This window comes from Streptomyces cavernicola (assembly GCF_029968035.1).
In the GTDB taxonomy this organism is placed as follows: domain Bacteria; phylum Actinomycetota; class Actinomycetes; order Streptomycetales; family Streptomycetaceae; genus Streptomyces; species Streptomyces cavernicola.
Map to the genome: position 1 here is coordinate 203,509 of NZ_JASCIQ010000005.1, position 15,525 is coordinate 219,033.

Below are 15,525 nucleotides of genomic sequence, written 5' to 3' on the forward strand. Positions count from 1 at the left end.
CAGGCGAAGGGGCGGGCCGGGCGGCCCGCCCCTTTCCCGTACAGCCGGGACTCAATCAGCCGGGACTCAGCCCACCGGGTCCGTGGCCACCACGCCCTCCCGCAGCAGCTCCTGCTGCAGCAGATGCGCGGCCCTGAGGACAAGGGCGTCCCCGTGCCGCGCCGCCACCAACTGCGCGCCCACCGGCAGCCCTTCGTCCGTCGTCCCGCAGGGCACGCTCGCCGCCGGCTGCTGCGTCAGGTTGAACGGGTACGTGAACGGCGTCCACCCCGTCCACCGCGCGAGCCCGCTGCCCTCCGGCACCTCGACGCCCGCCGCGAACGCGGTGCGCGGCACGGCCGGCGTGAGCAGCAGGTCGTACGTCTCGTGGAACGCGCCCATCAGGACGCCGAGCGCCATCCGGGTGTCGACCGCGCCCAGGTAGTCGAGGGCGGTGCGCTCCGCGCCCTCGGCGACGATCTCCTGCAGGCCCGGGTCGAGGCGGGCGCGCTGCTCCGGGCCGAGGTGCTCGACGACCTTCGCCGCGCCCGTGAACCACAGCGTGTGGTACGCCTCCACCGGGTCCTCGAACTCCGGTGCCGCCTCGACGACTTCGGCCCCGAGCCCGGCGAGCAGCTTCGCGACCCGCGCCACCCGCGCCGCGATCTGCGGGTCGACCTCGGCGCCCGCGAGCGTCGGCGCGTAGGCGATGCGCAGGCCCGCGAGCGAGTCCCCTTCGAGCGCGGCGCGGAACCGGCCCTCGGGGGCGGCCAGTTGGGACCAGTCGCGGCTGTCCGCGCCGCACACCACGTCCATCAGGAGCGCCGCGTCGGCGACGGTCCGCGTCATCGGGCCCGCGTGCGCGAGCGTCCCGAAGGGGCTGGCCGGGAACAGCGGGATCCGCCCGTACGTCGGCTTCATGCCGAAGACGCCGCAGAACGCCGCCGGGATGCGCACCGAGCCGCCGCCGTCGGTGCCCACCGAGAGCGGGCCCATCCCGGCCGCGACCGCCGCGGCGCTGCCGCCCGACGAGCCGCCCGAGGTCCGGCTCGGGTCCCAGGGGTTGCGGGTCACGCCGGTCAGCGGATTGTCGGTGACGCCCTTCCAGCCGAACTCGGGCGTCGTCGTCTTGCCCACGAACACCGCGCCGTGCTCCCGCAGCCGCGCCACACACGGCGCGTCCGCGTCCCAGGGCTGCTCTGCGGCGATGCTGAGCGAGCCGCGCAGGGTGGGCCAACCCCGGGTCAGGAACAGGTCCTTGATCGAGGTGGGCACGCCGTCGACCAGGCCGAGCGGCTGCCCGCGCCGCCACCGCTCGGCGCTCTCCTGGGCCTGCGCGAGCGCCGCGTCCCGGTCGACCAGGCAGTACGCGTTGAGCCTCGGGTCGGCCTCCGCGATCCGGTCGAGCACGGCCTCGGTCGCGGTGACCGGGGAGAGCTCGCCGGTCGCGTACGCGGCGAGCAGCTCGGTCGCGGTGAGGGCGGCGGGGCCGGTCACTCCCCGGCCGGGCGTACGGGCTTCTTCCTGCACGTTCGTCATCGGTGCCCTCCATCAGCAGGGGTGGCGTACGGGACGTAGCCGAGCTTCTTGTCGACGACGTTGCGCAGCGGGCGGCCCGCGCGCCAGCGGCCGAAGTTGTCGACGAACACCGCGGCCAGGTCGTCGAGCCAGGTGGTGGTGTCGGCCGACATGTGCGGCGAGACCAGGAGGCCGGGCGCGTCCCACAGCGGGCTGTCGGCGGGCAGCGGCTCCTCCCGGAACACGTCGAGGGCCGCGCCGCCCAACCGCCCGGAGCGCAAGGCGGCGAGCAGGTCGTCCTCGACGACGAGGGGGCCGCGCCCCACGTTCAGGAAGCGGGCCCCGCGCTTCATCAGGGCGAAGGCGCGCGCGTCGAACATGTCCCTGGTCCGCTCGGTCAGGGGCGCGGCGCACACCACCCAGTCGGCCTCCGGGAGCAGCGCGTCCAGCTCGTCGAAGGCGTGCACGCGACCGACCTCCGGGTCGTCCGCGCGGGCCGTCCGGCCGACCAGGGAGACGCGCAGGCCGAGCGCGGCCAGGGTGCGCGCGCAAGCCCGGCCGATGGGGCCGCCACCGACGACCACGGCGCGGGTGCCGCCGACCCGTTCGGTGACCCGGTGCTGCCAGACGCGGTCCCGCTGGCGGGCGTACGTCCCCGCGAAGTCCTTGGCGAGGGCGATGACCCAGCCCGCCACGTACTCCGCGATGGGCTGCTCGAAGACCCCGCGGGCGTTGGTGAGGACGGTGTCCGATTCGACGAGGGCGGGGAACATCAGGCGGTCCACGCCCGCGCTCGCCGTGTGCACCCAGCGGGGTCCGCCCGCGCGCGGCCAGGCCTCGGGCAGCGCGTCGGTGGCGAAGTCCCAGACGAGCAGGGCGTCCGCCGCGGGCAGTTCGGCGGCGAGCCGGTCCTCTCCGACGAGGCGCAACTCGGCCTGCCCTTCGAGGGATTCGAGGCCGGGCGGCGGTTCGCCCGAGAGGACCAGGACGCGGGGAGTGGAGCTGTCGGTCATACGGCAGGCCGCCCTTCGATCGCGGTACGACGGGCCCCCTCACCAGGGATTGACACGCTAGGCGGCCGATCTTTAGATTGTCAACAATCTAACGTTCTGCTCGGCTGGGTGCGAGCGCCGCAGCCGCCGCCCGGCCGCCCCCAGACCCCTCCGGCCGCACCGATCCCGGCCGTCCCCAGCCGGGCCGACCCCCGCGACCTCGGCAAGATCCAAACGACAGGCCCTAAACTCACCGCGCGAAAGGAAATCGAACCCATGCCTGACCGGACGACCTGTGTCGGATTCCTGTACCCGGGTTTCTCCGCCGAGGACGACTACCCGCGCCTCGAAGGACTGCTCGGCGACGGCACCCGGCTGCCCCTGGTGCACACGGACATCGGCGAGGACGCGCACCGCCCGGACGCCCTCCTGGAGATGGGCTCCACCCACCGGCTCGCGGACGGCCTCACCGAACTCTCCCGGCACCGCCCCGACGTCGTCGTCTGGGCCTGCACGAGCGCCAGCTTCATCTACGGCCCCGAGGGCGCCCGCCGCCAGGTCGAGGAGCTCGCCGAGGCCGCCGGGCTCCCCGTGACGCACGCGTCGTCGACGTCCTTCGCGTTCGCCCACGCCGTCCAGGCCCTCGGCGTCCGCAGGCTCGCCATCGCGGCGACCTACCCGGAGGACGTCGCCGGATACTTCGTACGGTTCCTCGAAGCCGCCGGGGCCGAGGTCGTCCAGGTCTCCGGGCGGGGCATCATCACGGCCGCCGAGGTCGGCACGCTCAGCCGCGAACAGGTCCTGGAACTCGCCCTGTCCAACGACCACCCGGACGCGGAGGCGGTCCTCCTGCCGGACACGGCCCTGCACACCATCGCGTACCTCGACGACCTGGAGCAGGCCCTCGGCAAGCCGGTCCTGACCGCCAACCAGGTCTCGGCCTGGGAAGGCCTGCGCCTGGCCGGCGACGCGGAGCCGCGGGCCGGGCTCGGCGCGCTGTTCCGGCTCCCGCACCATCCCCGCATCACCACCGGCGTGGCCTGAACCCGGCCCCGCCCCGACCAAGGACGAACTGAAGATGGCGGAAGTGAAGAGTCTGCGCCCCGTGAAGCGGGAGCCCGCGGCCATCGCGATCGCGTCCCAGCTGACCCAGGCCATCATGGACGGCAGCCTGCCGCCCGGACACCAGCTCGGCGAGGCCGAGCTCGCGGCCCAACTCGGCGTCAGCCGGGGCCCGTTGCGCGAGGCCATGCAGCGCCTCGTGCAGCAGGGCATCGCGGTCAGCGAGCCGCACCGCGGCGTCTTCGTCACGAAGCTCGACGAGGACGACGTACGCGACATCTACTTCACCCGCTCCGCCATGGAGGCCGCGGCCTGCCGGCTCGTCCTGCAACAGGACCCGCAGCGCACCGCCGACCGCCTCGCCAAGGCCCACCGGGCGATGGCGACGGCGGCTCGGCGCGGCAACATGACCCAACTCAGCGCCGCCGACATGGAGTTGCACCAGATCCTGGTCGCCGAGTCCGGCAGCCGCCGGCTCGCCCGGATCGCGGAGACCCTCTTCGTCGAGACCCACATGTGCCTCTCCGCCCTCACCCACCGCCACCCCGACCCGCAGGCCATGGTCGAGGAGCACGCGGCCCTCATCGAGGCCCTCCGGGCGGGGGACGAGCCTCGGCTGCTCACGCTCCTGGAGGCCCATATGCAGGACGCGGTGGACCGGCTCACGAGCGGGGAGAGCTCCGCGGAATAGTTACTGTCGGGCCATGCAGGCTCTGCCCGACTGGATGGTCCCGCCCCGCCCGGAAGGCTGGTTCGCCGAGGACCTGGACCACCTTCCCGAAGCGCCCCGCCACACCGAACTCATCGACGGCGCCCTGGTGTTCAGGCTGACCCCGCAACGGGCGTGGCACAGCCGCGCAGTCACCGCGCTCACCGCAGCGCTCATGGCACGGGCGCCGGGCGGCGTCGAGGTCGCCAGGGAGATGACGACCCGCCTCGACGCCCGGACCCGCCTGGAGCCCGACGTCCTGGTGACCACGGCGCCCTACGAGGCCGACCTCACCTGCTTCGCCCTGGAGGAGATCCTGCTCGTCATCGAGGTCGCCTCCCTCGAATCCGCCCATCGCGACAGCACGGTCAAGCTCCGCAAGTACGCGGAGGCGGGCATCCCGCACTACTGGTACGTCGAGGACGAGGACGGAGCACCCGTTGTCCACGTCTACGAACTCGACGAGCCGACCCGCGCCTACGCCCCGACCGGAATCTTCCGCGGCTCCCTGCAGCGCCTCGTCCCCTTCGAGATCGACCTCGATCTCGACAAGCTCGTACCGCAGAGAGGCGACTGACGACGCAGCACTCCGCAAAGGGCCGGCACTCCACGGAGTCCGGCCCTTTTTCGTGGCGGCTCACATCTAAAAATCAGATCGCCTACCCCGAAAAGATCTGTTGGACAGGCGTTCCGGCTCGGGCCAAGGATGTTCACGCGGTAGCGCGGTTCACCGCGACACCTCGATGAACTACCGCCCGAGTGGAGGCTGAAGTGCCGAGTGAAGAGACCGAAGTCGTCGTCGTCGGAGCAGGTCAGGCCGGGGTCGCGATGAGCGAGCACCTGGGGGCCCAGGGCATACCGCACCTCGTCCTGGAGCGGCATCGCATCGCCGAGCGCTGGCGGTCGGAGCGCTGGGACTCCCTGGTCGCGAACGGGCCCGCCTGGCACGACCGGTTCCCGGGCCTGGAGTTCACCGACGTGGACCCGGACGCCTTCCCCGCCAAGGAGCAGATCGCCGACTACTTCGTCGCGTACGCCGAGAAGATCGGGGCCCCGGTCCGGTGCGGCGTCGAGGTGACGAAGGTGCGCAAGCAGGAGGGGCAACCCGGGTTCCGGGTCGAGACCTCCGAGGGTGTGATCGACGCGCGCTTCGTGGTCGCCGCGACCGGGCCGTTCCAGCGGCCGGTGATCCCGCCGGTCGTCCCGGACGGCGCGGTGCCCGTGCAGATCCACTCCAGCCAGTACCGCAACCCGGGCCAACTGCCCGACGGGGCCGTGCTCGTGGTGGGCGCAGGCTCCTCCGGCGTGCAGATCGCCGACGAGCTGCGCAGGTCCGGACGCCAGGTGTTCCTCTCCGTCGGGCCGCACGACCGGCCGCCGCGCCAGTACCGCGGCCGGGACTTCTGCTGGTGGCTCGGTGTCCTCGGCCTGTGGGACCTGGACACGCCGCCGCAGGGCGCGGCGCACGTCACCATCGCGGTCAGCGGCGCCCGCGGCGGGCACACCGTGGACTTCCGCGCGCTCGCCGCCGACGGCGTCGAACTCCTCGGCATGACCTCCGCGTACGAGGACGGGGTACTGCGCTTCGCGCCCGACCTCGGCGAGAACATCGCGCTCGGCGACGAGAAGTACCTGGACCTGCTCCGCGCCGCCGACGCCTACGTGGAGCGCAACGGGCTCGACCTGCCCGAGGAGCCCGAGGCGCACGTCCTCGGCCCCGACCCGGCCTGCGTGACCGAGCCCCGGCTCGAACTCGGCCTGGCCGAGGCGGGCGTGACCTCGATCGTCTGGGCGACGGGCTTCGCCACGGACCACAGCTGGCTGGAGGTCGACGCGTTCGACGCGAACGGCCGCCCGGACCAGCGGCGCGGCGTCTCCACCGAGCCGGGCGTGTACTTCGTGGGCCTGCCGTGGCTGTCCCGGCGCGGGTCGAGCTTCATCTGGGGGGCCTGGCACGACGCCAAGTACATCGCCGACCACATCACGACCCAGCGCGGCTACCTCGCGTACGGCACGGACGAGAGCTGAGGAGCAGGACCACCATGACCTCGACCAACGAGCCCAACGAGCCCGTCGTGGCCGGCGGGCACACCCGGATCCGCCCGTTCAACACCCGCGACACCTACCCCGAGCAGAGCCTCGACAACGACCTCTGCCAGGCCGTCGTCGCCGGCGACACGGTGTACGTGCGCGGCCAGATCGGCCAGGACCTCGACACCAGCGAGTCCGTCGGGATCGGCGACGCCGAGGCGCAGGCCGAGCAAGCCATGGCCAACATCAAGATGCTGCTCGAAGAGGCCGGCAGCCGGATGGAGCACCTGGTCAAGCTGACGATCTACCTGATCGACCCGCGCTACCGCGAGGCCGTCTACCGCACGGTGGGCCGCTGGACCAAGGGCGTGCACCCGATCTCGACCGGCCTGGTCGTCTCGGCCCTCGCCCGCCCGGAGTGGCTGTGCGAGATCGACGCGATCGCGGTGATCCCCAAGGACGCGCAGGCCCCGCAGGACTCGAAGGAGGCGCGGGCGTGACGTTCTCCCTCGTAGTGCGGGACGGCGAGCGGTTCGGCATCGCGGCGAGCTCGTCGAGCCCCGCGGTCGCCGCGCGCGTGGTCCATCTGCGGCCCGGCGTCGGCGCGGCGACCTCGCAGAACGTCACCGACCCGACGCTCGGCCCCGATCTGCTCGACGCGCTCGCCGAGCACGGCGACCCGGAGCGCGCCCTGGCCGCCGTCACGGGCGCCGCACGCAACGAAAAGACCATCGCCTACCGGCAGTTGACGGTCCTCGGCCGGTCCGGGCCCGGCTTCGCGTACAGCGGCGCGAACACCCTGGGCACGCACGCCGCGGCCTGCGCGGACGGTGCGGTCGCGGCGGGCAACATGCTGTCCGGCGAGCACATCCCCGGCGTGCTGCTCGACGCGTACGCGGCGGCGAGCGGCGAGTTGGAAGAGCGCCTGGTCGCCGCGATGCAGGCGGCCCTCGCGGCGGGCGGCGAGGAGGGGCCGGTGTACTCGGCGGGCCTCGCGGTCGTCGCGGACGCCGACTGGCGCGTGACGGACCTGCGCGTCGACTGGGCCGAGGACCCGCTGAGGCGGCTCGGCGAGCTCGTCGACGTATGGCTCCCGCAGCGCGACGACTATGTGCGGCGCGGCCTCGACCCGGCCTCCGCGCCCTCCTACGGCGTTCCGGGGGACGAGTGATGGGCGCCGCCGAGCGGATGAAGCAGGGCGCGCGGGCGGCCGTGAAACGGCACACGGACCGACTCATCGGCCTCTCCGAGCAGTTGCACGCCGACCCGGAGACCGCGTGGGAGGAGCACCGGGCGGCCGCGGCCGTGCCGGAGCTGCTCGACCGCGCCGGGTTCGACGTCACGTCGGCGTACCTGGGCCTGGACACCGCGTTCCACGCCCGCTTCGGCAGCGGGCCCGTGCGGATCGCGCTGTGCGCGGAGTACGACGCGCTGCCCGGCCTCGGCCACGCCTGCGGGCACAACCTGATCGCGGCGAGCTCGGTCGGCGCGGCGCTCGGCCTGGCCGCCGTCGCCGACGAGGCCGGGCTGACCGTGGAGGTGTACGGCACGCCGGCCGAGGAGGGCGGCGGCGGCAAGATCGAGCTCCTTGACCGGGGCGCGTTCGCCGGGGTCGACCTGGCGATGATGGTGCACCCGGCGCCGGTCGACGTGGCCGAGGCCCGGCCGTTCGCGGTCAGCCACTCGAAGATCTCGTACACGGGCAAGTCCGCGCACGCCGCGGCCTACCCGGAGGCCGGGGTCAACGCGGCCGACGCGTTCACGGTGGCCCAGGTCGCCATCGGCCTGCTCCGCCAGCAACTGCCCGCCTCCGCGCGGGTCCACGGGGTGGTGACGCACGCCGGGGACGCCCCGAACGCCATCCCGGAGCGGGCCGACGGCCGTTGGTACGTACGGGCCGAAACCCTCGCGGAACTCGCCGAGTTGGAGCCGCGCGTGATGCGGGCCTTCGAGGCGGGCGCGCTCGCGACCGGCTGCGAGCTCGACGTCGAGCCGGAGAGCAAGCCGTACGCGGAGTTCCGCGCGGACGAGTCGGCGCTCGCGCACTACCGCGCCAACGCCCTGGCCCTGGGGCGGGAGTTCGCGCCGCCCGGCCAGGCGGCGCGGATGAACCGGGCCTCCACGGACATGGGCAACGTCTCGCAAGTGGTCCCGGCCATCCACCCGTACATCGGCATCGGCTCACTGCCGGCCACCAACCACCAGCGCGAGTTCGCCGCGCACTGTGTCGGCGGCCCGGCGGAGCGCGCGCTGCTCGACGGGGCGCTGGCCCTCGCCTGGACGGGCGTGGACCGGGCGACCGCACAGCACTGACCACACCGACCACACCACACCACCCACACCACACCGACCATCCACACCCGCACCGCACTGACCACACGGGGCCGGCTTCTCCACCCATCCCCAAGGAGGCGTGTATGCCCACCTCTCACACCGGCGCGACGACGATCGAAGCCGAGGTCGAGCCGGCCACGGACCCGGTCGCCCTGCGCAGGAGCGTCGCCGCGGGAGCCGTCGGCGTGTTCGTCCACTGGTTCGACTGGGCCGCGTACGCGTATCTCGCGGGCACCGTCGCGACCGTGTTCTTCCCCGCCGAGGACAGCACGACCGGACTGCTCGCGGTCTTCGGCGTGTTCGCCGTCTCCTTCGGCATCCGGCCGATCGGGGCGCTGGTGTTCGGCCCGCTCGGCGACCGGATCGGCCGCAAGCGCACCCTGTCCCTGGTGATCTTCACGATGTCCGGCGCGACCCTGGCGATCGGTCTGCTGCCCGGGTACGCGTCCCTCGGCATCGCCGCGCCGATCCTGCTCGTCGTCCTGCGCCTGGTCCAGGGGTTCGCGGCGGGCGGCGAGTTCGGCAGCGCGGCGAGCTTCCTCGCGGAGAGCGCGCCGCGCCGCCGCCGCGGCTTCGGCGTGGGCTGGCTGGAGGTCGGCTCGCTGCTGGGCTTCCTGGCCGGCTCGTTCGTCTTCCTGCTCCTGTCCACCTGGCTCGACGAGGCCCAGCTCACCGCCTGGGGCTGGCGCATCCCGTTCCTGATCGCCGCCCCGCTCGGCGTCATCGGCTACGTCATCCGCAACAAGATCGAGGACACCCCCGAGTACCGGGCGCTCGAAGCCAACGACACCGTCCCGCGCTCCCCCGCCCGCGAGCTGCTCCGCTGCCACAGGCGCCAACTCCTGCAGGCGGCAGGCCTGATGGCGGCCATGCACGTCCCGTTCTACGCCGTCCTCACCTACCTGGTGACGTACGAGACGGACCACCTCGGCCACTCCGCGGACGGCGCCGCCCTGCTCTCCACGGCCATCTCGCTGCTCGGCCTGGCCCTCGTGCCGCTGTTCGGCGCGCTGTCCGACCGGGTGGGCCGCAAGCCGGTGTTCGTCGGCGCGACGGCGGCCCTCTTCGTCCTCGCCACCCCGGCGTTCCTGCTGATGCGCACGGGCACCGTCGGGACGTGGATCGCGGGGCTGCTGCTCGGCGTGATCCTGGCGGCGATCCTCGGCACGTACGCGGTGTGGTCGGCGGAGGTCTTCCCGACGCGGACGCGGCAGAGCGGACTGTCCCTCGCGTACAACGTGACAGCCGCGCTGTTCGCCGGGACGGTCCCGTACCTGATGACGGTGCTGATCTCGGCGACCGGCAGCACGCTCGTGCCCGGCCCGTACCTGATGGTCTTCGCGGCGGCCGGCCTGATCGCCGCGCTGTCCCTGAAGGAGACGGCGGGATCCTCGCTGCTGCACGCCGAGGACATCGCGGCGGATGCCGCGCCCGCCGTCCGCGCGTAGCGGCCGCATAGGCTCGGGCGCGGACACGGTTCACACGGAACGCGCACAGGCACAGGCTCAAGCGCAGGCACGAAGGTCTCGGATGACGTCACCGCTGGGATTCACCCTCGTACAGCTCCGCTACTTCCTGGTCGCCGCCGAGCGCGGTTCGGTCACGGAGGCCTCGGTGGAACTGCACATCGCGCAGTCCGCCGTGTCCGCCGCGATCCACAACCTGGAGCGGGACCTGCAGGTGCAGCTGTTCATCCGGCGTCGGGGCCGGGGCCTGACCCTCACCCCCGCCGGGGAGCGCCTGCGCCAGCAGGGGCGCGACCTGCTCGCGCGCGCCCGCGAGGTGGAGCGGGAGGCGCGCGGCGACGGCGAGACGGTCTCCGGGCCGGTCTCCGTCGGCTGCTTCGTCACCCTCTCCCCGTACTACCTCCCGGCCCTGTTCAGCGAGTGCACGCGGCACTTCCCCGACATCGAGATCGACGTGCTGGAGGCGGAGACCGACGCCCTCGTGCGCGCCCTCGCGTCCGGGCGCATCGACTTCGCGCTCACGTACGACCTGGGGCTCTCGACCGAGCCGGAGGTGCACAGCGAGACGATCGCGCGTGCGCCGGCGTACGTGATCGTCGCGGCGGGCCATCCGCTGGCGGAGCGGGGCAGTGTGGAGCTGGCCGAGCTGTCGGCGGAGCCGCTCGTCCTGCTGGACCTGCCGCACAGCCGCGACTACTTCCGCTCCCTGGTCGCCGCGACCGGCACCGCCCCGGACGTCCGCTACCGCACGCAGTCGTACGAGACGGTGCGCTCGCTCGTCGCCCGCGGGCTCGGCTACTCGGTCCTGAACCAGCGTCCGGCCACGAGTCAGACGTACGGGGGCGGGGAGGTGGTGGAGCTCGAACTCCTTGATGCCGGGCCGGCGTTGGAGGTGCGGATTGCGACGCTGGTGGGGGTGGGGCAGAGTGCGCGGGCTCGGGCGGTGATGTCCCTGCTCCGTGAGCTCTCCCCCACCCCGCCCCTTCCCTGAAGTCCTCAGCGGACACCTCCGGGGCCTGCCCCCCGGCCCCCGCCTTCCCGCGGCTCCGCCCCGGCCCCCGGCTGTCCTTCGGCTGCCGCGCCGCCGTGGCCGCTCGCGCAGTTCCCCGCGCCCCTGAAGAGCCGGGGGCTCCGCCCCGGACCCCGGCCGGCCTTCGGCTGCCCGCTTCGTCGTGGTTGATCGCGCAGTTCCCCGCGCCCCCGGAAAGCCCGGGGCTCCGCCCCCAGACCCCGGCCGTCTTTCGGCTGCCCGCTTCGTCGTGGTTGATCGCGCAGTTCCCCGCGCCCCCGGAGAGCCAGGGGCTCCGCCCCAGACCCTGGCCGTCCTTCGGCTGCCCGCTTCGTCGTGGCTGGTCGCGCAGTTCCCCGCGCCCCTGAATGATCAGCCCCTGCCGGGGCTGAATCCCGCCACAGCCCGCAAAATCCAGCCCCTCCGGCGATTGAGGAGCGGGGGTCCGGGGGCTGGCCCCCGAGCGGGGTCCAGGGGCGGAGCCCCGAAGCGGGGTCCAGGGGCGGCAGCCCCGGGGGGCTGGGGCGGCAGTCCCCGGGGAGCGGGGAGCTGGGGGCGGCAGTTCCCGGGGCTGTCCGCCAGGCCACGCGGCGGCAGCCGCAAATTGACACAGCCGGGAAGGGGCGGGGAGGGGAAGATTCGCCCGTAGGGGACTACAGGTCCGGGCACCCGGTGACCGCACGCGCCTGGGCCAGCAGCAGCTCCCGCGCCCGCTCCGGCCGCACCGCGGCGTTGTGGCTGACGATGTGCAACCCGTACCCGTCCTCCAGCGCGACCAGCCCATGCGCGAGATCCCGCGCGGACGCCGCCAGCGTGAACACCCCCATCGCCGCCCCCACTTCGAGCGCCGTCGCGTACAACCCGACCTCCCGCCCGAACAGCGAGGTCATCAGCTCCGCATGCCCGGGGCTGCGCCCCGCCCGCCGGTGGAGTTGGTAGAGGAGGCCGTGGAGGGAGTCCTCCGCGCTCGACGGCAGCCCGCTGTCGACAAGCGCCCGCAGCCGCGCCGCCGGCGACCCCGCGGCCGCGGATTCGTACGCCCGCTGCCGGGACTCCAGGTACCCCTCCACCGCGCCGCGGTGCACCTCCAGGACGAGGTCGTCCAGCTCCGGGTAGTAGTACAGGACCGAGCCCTGCGAGACGCCCGCCGCATCGGCGATGTCCTTGATCCGCAGCCCTTCGAGGCCGCGCTCGGTGATCGCCTGCCCCGCCGCGGAGACGAGGGCCTGCCTGCGCGCCGTCTGATTGCGCGGTCTGCCGACTTTGCTCATGGTCGTCAATTCTCTGTTACCCGGACCATGTCTTGCAAGAAGTTCCCGTCCAGAGCATTGACGACCTCGTAAGCAATTGTTTGAATCTCAGCTCAAAGAACTGATTGCGCCGGGCGCTCTGCCCGGCCCGCCCGTTCCGGGCCGCACCTGTGCCGACTTCCGGCCCGTCTCACCGAACCGCAAGCGAAGGCCACCGCATGACGACGTACTCGCACTGGCGGCAGCGCGCCGCCGAGCTCGTCCCCCGCACCCGCCTCTTCATCGACGGCGCCTGGTCGGAGCCCACCGGCGACGACCCCTGGCTGCCCACCGTGAACCCCGCCACCGGCAAGACCACCGCGCACGTCGCGATCGCCTCCGCCGCCGACGTCGACCGCGCCGTGGCCGCAGGCCGTACCGCCTTCGAGGACGGCCGCTGGTCACGCACCGCCCCCGCCGAGCGCAAGCGCGTCCTGCTCGAACTGGCCCGCCTGATCGAGGCGCACGGCGAGGAGCTCGCCCTCTGCGACACCCTCGACATGGGCAAGCCGATCGCCGAGTCGTACGGCACGGACGTGCCCGGCGCGGCCGGCGTCTTCGCCTGGTACGCGGAGGCCCTGGACAAGCTGTACGACGAGGTCGCCCCGGCCCCGCCCGGCAACCTGGCCCTGGTGCGGCGCGCCCCGCTGGGCGTCGTCGGCGCGGTCGTGCCGTGGAACTTCCCGCTGGACATCGCGAGTTGGAAGGTCGCACCCGCCCTCGCCGCCGGCAACAGCGTGGTCCTGAAGCCGGCCGAGCAGTCGCCGCAGTCGGCGCTGCTGCTCGCCGAGCTCGCCTCGCGGGCCGGACTCCCGGACGGCGTCCTGAACGTCGTGACGGGCCCCGGCGAGATCACCGGTCGCGCCCTCGGCCTGCACCCGGACGTGGACTGCCTGGCGTTCACCGGCTCCACCGCCGTCGCCAAGCGCTTCCTGGGCTACGCGGCCGAGTCCAACATGAAGCAGGTGTGGCCCGAGGCGGGCGGCAAGAGCCCGAACCTGGTCTTCGCCGACGCCGACCTGGACGCCGCCGCGGAGCGCGCCGCCTGGGGCTTCGCGTACAACGCGGGGCAGGTGTGCTCGTCCAACACCCGTCTGCTCGTGGAGAGTTCGATCGCCGAGGAGTTCGCCGCCCGGGTCGCCGAGCACGCCCGCGGCTGGCTGCCGGGCGACCCGCTCGACCCGGCCACGCGGCTCGGCCCGCTGGTCGACGAGGCCCAGGCGCGGCGCGTGCTCGCTGCGGTGGACGCCGCGATCACCGGCTCCGGCGGCACGCTGCTGTGCGGCGGCACGCGGCCCGAGCGCGAGGGCGCGTACGTCGACCCGGCCGTCGTGACCGGACTCGACCCCGAAGCACCGCTCGTACGCGAGGAGTTGTTCGGGCCCGTGCTCGCGGTGCTGCCGTTCCGCGACGAGGCGGAGGCGGTGCGGCTCGCGAACGACTCCGCGTACGGCCTGGCCGCGTCCGTCTGGAGCCGGGACCTGGGCCGCGCGCACCGCGTCGCCGACGCGCTCCGGGCGGGCACCGTCTCCGTCAACACCGTCGACGCGCTCAGCCCGTTCACGCCCTTCGGCGGCTTCAAGCAGTCCGGCCACGGCCGTGACCTCTCGCTGCACTCCTTCGACAAGTACACGGGCCTCAAGACCACATGGATCTCGTACGACGCCTGACCGGCCCCCACCCTCAGCACACTCACGAAAGGCACCGCCCATGACCCTCGACGCCGCCGAACTCGCCCGCCTCGACCGGGCGCACATCATCCACCCCTACCTGCCGGGCAGCGCCACCGAGCGCATCGTGATGACCGAGGGGGCGGGCTGCCGGCTCACCGACACCGAGGGCCGGAGCTACCTCGACGCCACCGGCGGCCTCTGGCTGGCGCAGGTCGGCCACGGGCGCACGGACCTCGCGGACGTGGCGCACGAGCAGATGAAGAAGCTGGAGTACTTCACCAGCTTCTGGGACTTCTCCAACGACCGCGCCATCGAACTGGCCGCCCGCCTCGCCGAGTTGGCGCCGGACCCGCTGAACCACGTGTACTACACGTCCGGCGGTTCGGAGGGCGTCGAGGCCGCGATCAAGATGGCCCGCTACTACCACCACCGCCGCGGCGAGGGCAGCCGCACCTGGATCCTGGCGCGCAGCAAGGCGTACCACGGCGTGGGCTACGGCGGCAGCTCCGCCGCCGGATTCCCGCTGTACCAGGAGGGCTTCGCCCCGATGGTGCCGCACGTCTCGCACCTGACCCCGCCGTGGCCGTACCGCAGCGAGCTGTACGACGGCCAGGACCCCACCGACTTCCTCATCCGCGAACTGGAGGAGCGGATCGCGGAGATCGGCCCGGAGAACATCGCCGCGATGGTAGGCGAGCCGATCATGGGCGTCGGCGGCATGCTCGTACCGCCCGCCGACTACTGGCCGCGGGTCCGCGAGGTCCTGGACCGGCACGGCATCCTGCTGATCTTCGACGAGGTCGTCACCGCGTACGGGCGGGTGGGCGAGTGGTTCGCCGCCCAGTACTTCGAGACCACCCCGGACATCATCGTCACCGCCAAGGGCATCACCTCCGGGTACGTCCCGCTGGGCGCGCTGCTCGTCGGGGACCACGTCGCCGAGGCGCTCCTGCGTGAGCAGGGCTTCCCGATGGGCTACACGTACAACGGCCACCCGGTCGCCACGGCCGTCGCACTCGCCAACCTCGACGTCATCGAGAAGGAGGGGCTGCTCGCCCGCGCGACCACCATCGGCTCCTTCCTGCACGCCGAACTCCAGTCGCAGCTGGGCGAGTTGGACGTGGTCGGCGAGGTCCGCTCGGTCGGCATGATGCTCGCCGTGGAGCTCGTCGCGGACAAGGCGACCCGTGAGCCGCTGCCGCTCGACCCCGAGCGGATGCCGCACGACGTGATCCGCCGCGAGTCCGGCGTCATCGTCCGCGACTCGGCGCACAGCCTGGTGCTCTCGCCGCCGCTGATCATGACCGAGGCGGAGGCCAAGGAGGCGGCGTCCGCGCTGCGCAGCGTCCTGGAGCGCACCGAGCCGAACGGCCGGATCCGCGAGGCCTGAGCGCCACCGGCCTGCCCCCCCCCGCCCGCACGGGAGGCCCGTCCCCCGCCGGGCCTCCCCCGCACCCCCGTCC

General features: G+C 73.2%; 14 protein-coding genes. 11 read left to right on the forward strand and 3 right to left on the reverse strand.

From position 1 onward, the window contains the following. Window positions 1-66 precede the first annotated feature (66 nt). Both QIS96_RS07055 and QIS96_RS07060 read right to left on the reverse strand, forming a co-directional pair. Complete coding sequence (locus tag QIS96_RS07055; RefSeq protein ID WP_282541525.1) at window positions 67-1,518, reverse strand: amidase; 1,452 nt, start codon at window positions 1,516-1,518, stop codon at window positions 67-69. Further along, window positions 1,515-2,510 carry a D-2-hydroxyacid dehydrogenase gene (locus QIS96_RS07060; RefSeq protein ID WP_282541526.1) on the reverse strand — a complete coding sequence of 332 codons (996 nt, stop codon included), beginning with the start codon at window positions 2,508-2,510 and terminating at the stop codon, window positions 1,515-1,517. Before QIS96_RS07060 ends, QIS96_RS07055 begins: the two co-directional genes overlap by 4 nt. 255 nt (window positions 2,511-2,765) lie before the next feature. Between QIS96_RS07060 and QIS96_RS07065 the strand changes: the two genes are divergently transcribed. From QIS96_RS07065 to QIS96_RS07105, 9 genes are all read left to right on the forward strand, one after another. Then, the gene (locus QIS96_RS07065; RefSeq protein ID WP_282541527.1) at window positions 2,766-3,533 is read left to right on the forward strand and encodes a maleate cis-trans isomerase family protein; all 768 of its coding nucleotides are present in this window, start codon (window positions 2,766-2,768) and stop codon (window positions 3,531-3,533) included. Between the two features lie 34 nt (window positions 3,534-3,567). After that, a complete protein-coding gene (locus QIS96_RS07070; protein WP_282541528.1) occupies window positions 3,568-4,242 on the forward strand; it encodes a GntR family transcriptional regulator in 675 nt (224 codons plus the stop codon). A gap of 13 nt (window positions 4,243-4,255) precedes the next feature. Beyond that, the gene (locus QIS96_RS07075; RefSeq protein ID WP_282541529.1) at window positions 4,256-4,837 is read left to right on the forward strand and encodes a Uma2 family endonuclease; all 582 of its coding nucleotides are present in this window, start codon (window positions 4,256-4,258) and stop codon (window positions 4,835-4,837) included. Between the two features lie 194 nt (window positions 4,838-5,031). Further along, window positions 5,032-6,288 (forward strand): flavin-containing monooxygenase, encoded by a 1,257-nt coding sequence (locus tag QIS96_RS07080; RefSeq protein ID WP_282541530.1) that lies wholly within the window; start codon window positions 5,032-5,034, stop codon window positions 6,286-6,288. Between the two features lie 14 nt (window positions 6,289-6,302). Then, entirely contained in the window at window positions 6,303-6,791 is a 489-nt protein-coding gene (locus tag QIS96_RS07085) for a RidA family protein (RefSeq protein ID WP_282541531.1), read from the forward strand. Further along, window positions 6,788-7,462 (forward strand): DUF1028 domain-containing protein, encoded by a 675-nt coding sequence (locus QIS96_RS07090; protein WP_282541532.1) that lies wholly within the window; start codon window positions 6,788-6,790, stop codon window positions 7,460-7,462. The genes QIS96_RS07085 and QIS96_RS07090 overlap by 4 nt, the downstream gene beginning before the upstream one ends. Next, the gene (locus QIS96_RS07095) at window positions 7,462-8,604 is read left to right on the forward strand and encodes a M20 family metallopeptidase (protein WP_282541533.1); all 1,143 of its coding nucleotides are present in this window, start codon (window positions 7,462-7,464) and stop codon (window positions 8,602-8,604) included. The genes QIS96_RS07090 and QIS96_RS07095 overlap by 1 nt, the downstream gene beginning before the upstream one ends. Before the next feature lie 104 nt (window positions 8,605-8,708). Continuing rightward, window positions 8,709-10,073 carry an MFS transporter gene (locus tag QIS96_RS07100; protein WP_282541534.1) on the forward strand — a complete coding sequence of 455 codons (1,365 nt, stop codon included), beginning with the start codon at window positions 8,709-8,711 and terminating at the stop codon, window positions 10,071-10,073. Window positions 10,074-10,155: 82 nt separating this feature from the next. Beyond that, window positions 10,156-11,082 (forward strand): LysR family transcriptional regulator, encoded by a 927-nt coding sequence (locus tag QIS96_RS07105; RefSeq protein WP_282541535.1) that lies wholly within the window; start codon window positions 10,156-10,158, stop codon window positions 11,080-11,082. Between the two features lie 671 nt (window positions 11,083-11,753). On the opposite strand, the gene QIS96_RS07110 is transcribed toward QIS96_RS07105, so the two are convergent. After that, the gene (locus QIS96_RS07110; RefSeq protein WP_282541536.1) at window positions 11,754-12,371 is read right to left on the reverse strand and encodes a TetR/AcrR family transcriptional regulator; all 618 of its coding nucleotides are present in this window, start codon (window positions 12,369-12,371) and stop codon (window positions 11,754-11,756) included. A gap of 197 nt (window positions 12,372-12,568) precedes the next feature. On the opposite strand from QIS96_RS07110, the gene QIS96_RS07115 reads away from it, so the two are divergent. Together QIS96_RS07115 and QIS96_RS07120 are read left to right on the forward strand one after the other, a co-directional pair. Then, window positions 12,569-14,059 (forward strand): aldehyde dehydrogenase, encoded by a 1,491-nt coding sequence (locus QIS96_RS07115; protein WP_282541537.1) that lies wholly within the window; start codon window positions 12,569-12,571, stop codon window positions 14,057-14,059. A 40-nt stretch (window positions 14,060-14,099) separates the two neighbouring features. After that, window positions 14,100-15,452: an aminotransferase family protein gene (locus QIS96_RS07120; RefSeq protein WP_282541538.1), complete on the forward strand. Its 1,353-nt coding sequence runs from the start codon at window positions 14,100-14,102 to the stop codon at window positions 15,450-15,452. Window positions 15,453-15,525 lie beyond the last annotated feature (73 nt).